At 63.3% G+C, this 5,571-nt stretch carries 3 protein-coding genes and 1 pseudogene; all 4 read right to left on the bottom strand.

Going from position 1 to position 5,571, the window contains the following annotated elements:
* Positions 1-811 (bottom strand): annotated as a pseudogene (locus tag VN047_RS15675) (hypothetical protein); the annotation flags it as partial.
* Complete coding sequence (locus VN047_RS15670) at positions 811-3,099, bottom strand: autotransporter assembly complex protein TamA (protein WP_325544262.1); 2,289 nt, start codon at positions 3,097-3,099, stop codon at positions 811-813. The gene VN047_RS15670 and the pseudogene VN047_RS15675, both read right to left, overlap by 1 nt.
* A 183-nt stretch (positions 3,100-3,282) precedes the next feature.
* Positions 3,283-4,452, bottom strand: a complete 1,170-nt coding sequence (locus tag VN047_RS15665; protein WP_325544264.1) for a nucleotide sugar dehydrogenase — start codon at positions 4,450-4,452, stop codon at positions 3,283-3,285.
* 117 nt (positions 4,453-4,569) lie between these two features.
* On the bottom strand, positions 4,570-5,571 hold a 1,002-nt coding region (locus VN047_RS15660), incomplete at its 5' end, for a protein adenylyltransferase SelO family protein (RefSeq protein WP_325544260.1).

The following is a 5,571-nucleotide window of genomic DNA, read 5'->3' as shown; positions in this document are numbered from 1 at the left end:
GCGCGAGCGGCGCCGCGCCCAGCTCTGCGGTCAGGCTGCCGTTCCACGCCTTCCAGTCGCCCCGCCCGTCGAGCTTGGCCGTAAGCGGTTCCTTGAACCCGCCCATCGCCGCGAGTACCCCGCCTTGCGGGGCGGTCACGTCGAGCGTCATCGCGAGCCTGTTCGCCTCGGGGACGGCGTCGAGCAGCAGCTTCAGCGTGTCGCCCTGCCCCGCGCCGCCAGCAATGGTTTCGGCGTTGGCAGTGACCTGTGCGCGGCGGTCGGCGATCGCGATCTTGCCGCCGAGTGTCGCAACCTGCCGCTCGCCCGCCACCGCAGGCTCGAACACGAAGCGGTCGACCCGGACAAGCCCGACGTCGATGTCGAGATCGGGCAGCAGCGGCTCGCCGGTATCCGGTACGGGTTTGAAAGCCGGGATTTTCTCCATCACCAGCGTTTTCGCCGTCGCCGATTTGACGTCGACATGATTGGCGAGATAGCGGAACGGCCGCCAGTCGACACGGAGTTCAGGGGATCGGAGAAAGACGCCCTTGGGATCTGAAAGCGTGAAATCGCGAATGATCATCCGGCCATAGAGCGAGCCATCGAGCCGGCCGATGCCGATCTTCATGCCATTTTCGAACTCGTATTTCTCGATCTGGTTGGTCACGAACCGGCGACCCGCATCACTGTTGAGCCCGACGAGGAACAACGCGAAAAGAAGGACGAGCCCAAGCAGACCGAGACCGATCCAGCGCAGGATGGCGAGCGGCCATGAGCGCGGCTTCGGCGGCGCGGCAGCTTCGGTCGCCACGGGCGTATCGTCGGCCATCAGAATGCCTGCCCGATCGAGACATACACGCTGACGCGCGCTTCACCGGGCTTGCGGCCGATCGGCGTCGCGATGTCGAAGCGCATCGGACCGAAGTTGGTATAATAGCGCGCGCCGATGCCGGCCCCGAAGCGCAGATTGTCGAAGGTCGGGGTCGATCCGCGATAGACCTGCCCCGCGTCGACGAAGCCTACGACGCCGAAATTGCCGAAACGATAGCGTGCCTCGACCGCCGCCTCGTTGACGCTGCGGCCGCCGATGGGATCGTTGTTGGGATCTTTCGGCCCCAGTTCCTGAAAGCCGAAACCGCGCACCGAGCCGCCGCCGCCGGCATAAAAGCGCCGCGAGGGCGCGAGGCGCTCGCGCGCGGCGCCGAGGATCGAACCGACGCGCAGGCGTCCTGCCAGGACAATGCTGTCAGTCACCGGATAATAGCCGCTGACATCGATCCGCGTTCGCGCATAGGGCGAAAATCCGCCTGCCAGCGATCCTTCGGGCTGGATCAGCGAGGTAATGCGAAAACCCTTGGTCGGATCGAGCAAGCTGTCGGTGCGGTCCATGCCGACCTGTCCGGTCAGGCCAAGAATGGTGTAGAAGTCATAGCTTCGCGCACCTTTAGCGAAATCATAATCGTCCTCGCGCGTCGCAATCAGTTCGACGCCATAGGCATAGGTGAATTTCTTTTGCCAGATCGGCGTCGAATCATAGCTGACGCGCGCGCCTACCCGGCCCGTAATCGCGTTGAACGCATCATAATTGCTGCGCGAAATTTCGCTGGTGAGTTCGAAGGTGCGATCGCGGCGTCCGGCATTCGACCGGCGTAGTGTCGCGCCGATGCCCTGTTCCTGTGTCCCCACCACACCACGGAAAATAAGTGCGCCTTCGGGTGGTAGCCGGTTGCGGTGCGTCCAGCTGCCTTCCAGACGGATGCCCTCGCCGGTGCCATAGCCCGCGCTTGCAGCGAGCGTGCGCGGCGGGCCGGCCTGCTGGGTGACCAGCATGGTCACATATTCGGTGTCATCGCCCGCGCTTTCGCCCGTCGGCTGCGGTTCGGCGGCGACGGAGGCGAAGAGCCCGGTCGCGACGAGCGCTTGTCTCAAGTCATCGACCATGCGGCTGTCGTAGAGGTCACCGCGCTTGAAGCGCGCCAGCACCGCGACATGTTCGGCATCGAAGGCAAGGTCGCCCGTCGTTTCGATCCCGCCGAAACGCGAGCGTTTCCCGATATCGACGGGGAGCGTGTAGACCCCGTCGCCCGTCGCGCCGTCGAGCAAAATGTCGCGCTGCCCGACCTTGGCGAAGGGATAGCCCTCTTCGGGCAGCTTGAGCGCGATCGCGGCCTCTGCGCCCTGAATGCGCTGCGCGACGATCGGCTCGCCGACGCTGAGCGGGAAATTGTCGGCGATCAGGGTCGGCGGTACCGTCGGCGCCGCTTCGATGACGATATCGGACAGCGTGTAACGTTTGCCGGGTTTCACATCGATCACCGCGGTGATCGACCGGCGCTGGCGCTCTTGTCCTTCCTCGCGTTCGCCGCGGTCGATACGCGTGTCCACCACCGCGTCATAATAGCCTTCGGATGCGAGAATGCGCTGCATGAGCTCGCCGTCGGCCGAAAGCCGGGCGCGGATCATCGCCGCATTGTCCGCCTTGCCGTCGCCGTCGTAGAGCGCCGAAAGGTCCCCGAAAAGGTCCGCAAGATCGACATCGGTGCTGTCGTCCGCCAGCGCCAGACCGTTCACCTGAACCGTATAGGCGACGCTCGCATTCTCCTTGTCATCCTCGGCTTCGACGAACTGGACCGGCTCGACATCGAAATTATCGAGAGGCGGCAGCGGTGCGGCAAGTTCGCTGTCGCTGATCGGCGCGTCACCGATCGCCTCGACCGCATCGCCGTCGGCGAGCGCCGGCACCGGCACGCCATCGATCACGGGCGGCTGCGCCTCGACCGCCGCCTCGCCCGTATTAGCCGCTCCGGCTTCACGTTTTGCCGCTTCCGCTGTCTGTCGCCGTTCGAAATCGGCGATCGATTCGAGCGGGCGATCGAGCTCGGGGTCATCCTCGGCGCTGATCGGCGGAATCGCCTTTTCGAATTCCTCGTCTTCGATGATCGGCGCCACTTCGGGCAGCACCACGTCGGGCGGCGGCTGCGAAGGCTTTGCGATCGGCTCGCTGTTTACGGTTTCGACGGTCCGCACGACCCTCGGCGGCTCGACCTGCTGCGCCTGGGCGGCGCCCGCCCATGCGATACAAAGAACCGACGTCGCGCCAATCAACAGCGGCCGCATCCGCGAAGATCGGCGCCATGGGGATAAGCGGGAAATTTCAGATTCTTGCATCTGCTGGCCACCGATGCGCACTTGTGGCTTGCGAGATATGGCTGTGCAACCCGTTTCTCCCCGTTTGATAAGCTAACTCTCCGTCAATGGGACAGTTCCCGGCGGTGCGGCGAGTTGCGTCGATGGAGAAATTCAGGAGTCGGCGCCGAAAAGGTCGCGGCTGTATACCTTGTCCGCGACATCGACGAGGTCATCGGTGACGCGGTTCGCGATGATCACGTCCGCTTCGGCCTTGAACGCCGCAAGATCGCGGATCACCCGCGAGTTGAACAAACGGTCGTCCTCGACCAAAGGTTCATAGACGATCACCTCGATGCCCTTGGCCTTCAGCCGCTTCATCACGCCCAATATGCTGCTGGCGCGGAAATTATCCGATCCCGCTTTCATCGCGAGACGGTGGATGCCGACGACCCGCGGATTGCGCTTGATGACTTCGGACGCGATGAAATCCTTGCGCGTCGTGTTCGACGAGACGATCGCCTGGATCAGGTTCTGCGGCACGTCCTTGTAATTGGCGAGCATCTGTTTGGTATCCTTCGGAAGGCAATAGCCGCCGTAGCCGAAGGAGGGATTGTTGTAGAACTGGCCGATCCGCGGGTCGAGACCGATGCCATCGATGATCTGCCTCGAATCGGCACCATGCATCGCGGCATAGGTATCGAGTTCGTTGAAGAAGGCGACGCGCATCGCAAGATACGTGTTCGCGAACAGCTTGATCGCCTCGGCTTCGGTGTTGCCGGTATGCAGGACCGTGGTTTCTGGCTTGTCGGATGCGGCGAGCAGCAACTGCGCGAATTCTGCAGCGCGCGGATGGGTGTTGCCGACGACAATGCGCGACGGGTTGAGATTGTCGTAAAGCGCGCGGCCTTCGCGCAGGAATTCGGGTGAAAAGACGACCGCGTCGGTCGCGTGCGCCGCCCGCATCCGCTCGGTAAAGCCCACCGGGACGGTCGATTTGACGATGATCAGCGCGCCGGGCGCCAGTTCGAGAGCATCGGCGATGACCGCTTCCACCGAACCCGTGTTGAAATAATTGGTATCGGGATCATAGTCGGTCGGCGTCGCGACGATGACGAAATCGGCGCTGTCATAGGCGGTTTTCTTGTCGGTAGTCGCGACAAGGTCGAGCTCGCGGTTCGCCAGATACTCCTCGATCTCCGGGTCGGCAATCGGCGAGATGCGCGCGTTGATCTGGTCGACCTTGCGGCTGTCGATGTCGAGCGCGACGACGCGGTTGTGCCGCGCAAGCAATACGGCATTCGAAATGCCGACATAGCCGGTACCGACAACTGCAATTTTCACCGGGGCGTTCGCCACTGCATCTCTTCCTCTGTCCTGTGAGGGCCGCTCCCTAACAGGCGGGACACAATCGCTCAACAGCAACGGCGGCGACGCCGGAGCGGACTGGAAGGGAGGGGATCAGGTTCCGCAAAAGGTGGTATACGGGGCGGAATCCGCGGGCGCCGGCAGTGCATATGCGGCCCATTCGGAACGCGCGACAAAAGGGTTCCGGACGACCTCCAAAAGCTCGGTCCAGGATGTCAGGTCGCCGCTCTCCGCTGCAGCGAGTGCCGCTTCAACGAGATGATTGCGCGGAATATAGAGTGGATTCACCGCATCCATCGCCGCCGCGCGTTCGATAGGGCTCGCATCCCCCTGTGCGATGCGGCTCCACCAGTCGGCAATCCACGGCGCCATCGCATCGGGCGTCGGCAACAGGGCTTCGAGCATCGCGCCATGACCGCGAAGCAGCATGGCTAGCGCGCGGAAAAAGGATGTGAAGTCGACATTCTGCTTTTCGAGCTCGTCAAATAATGTGTCGATCAGATTGCCGTCGTCGGCATCCTCTTGGCCCAGCCCCAGTTTCACGCGCATGCGCGCATGCCACATCGCCCGGAACCGGGCGGGAATCGCATCGACGAGGGTTTTCGCCGCATCGACATCGTCCGGCGAAACCCGGTGGATCGCGGGAAGCAGCGCCTCGGCGAAGCGCGCCATGTTCCAGTGCATGATCTGCGGCTGGCGGCCATAGGCATAGCGCCCGTTCGCGTCGATCGAGCTGAAGACCGTATTCACCGAGAAACGGTCCATGAAGGCGCAGGGGCCGTAATCGATCGTCTCGCCGCTGATGGCGACATTATCGGTGTTCATCACGCCGTGAATGAAGCCTGCACCGAGCCAGCGCACGACAAGCTCGCCCTGAAGGCCCGCAACCCGATCGAGCAACCCCAGCGCCGGATTGCGGTGATCCGCTAGGTCGGGAAAATGGCGCCGGATGCTGTAATGGACCAACTGCTCGACATGGTCGGCGCCGAAATGCGCAGCAAAGAACTGGAAGGTTCCAACGCGGATATGGCTGCTCGCGACGCGCGTCAGGACGGCACCGGGGTGCGCGCGCTCGCGCTGCACCCGGTCGCCCGT

Source organism: Sphingopyxis sp. (assembly GCF_035565275.1).
Classification (GTDB): Bacteria; Pseudomonadota; Alphaproteobacteria; order Sphingomonadales; family Sphingomonadaceae; genus Sphingopyxis.
This window is presented reverse-complemented; position numbering and strand designations above follow the sequence as displayed.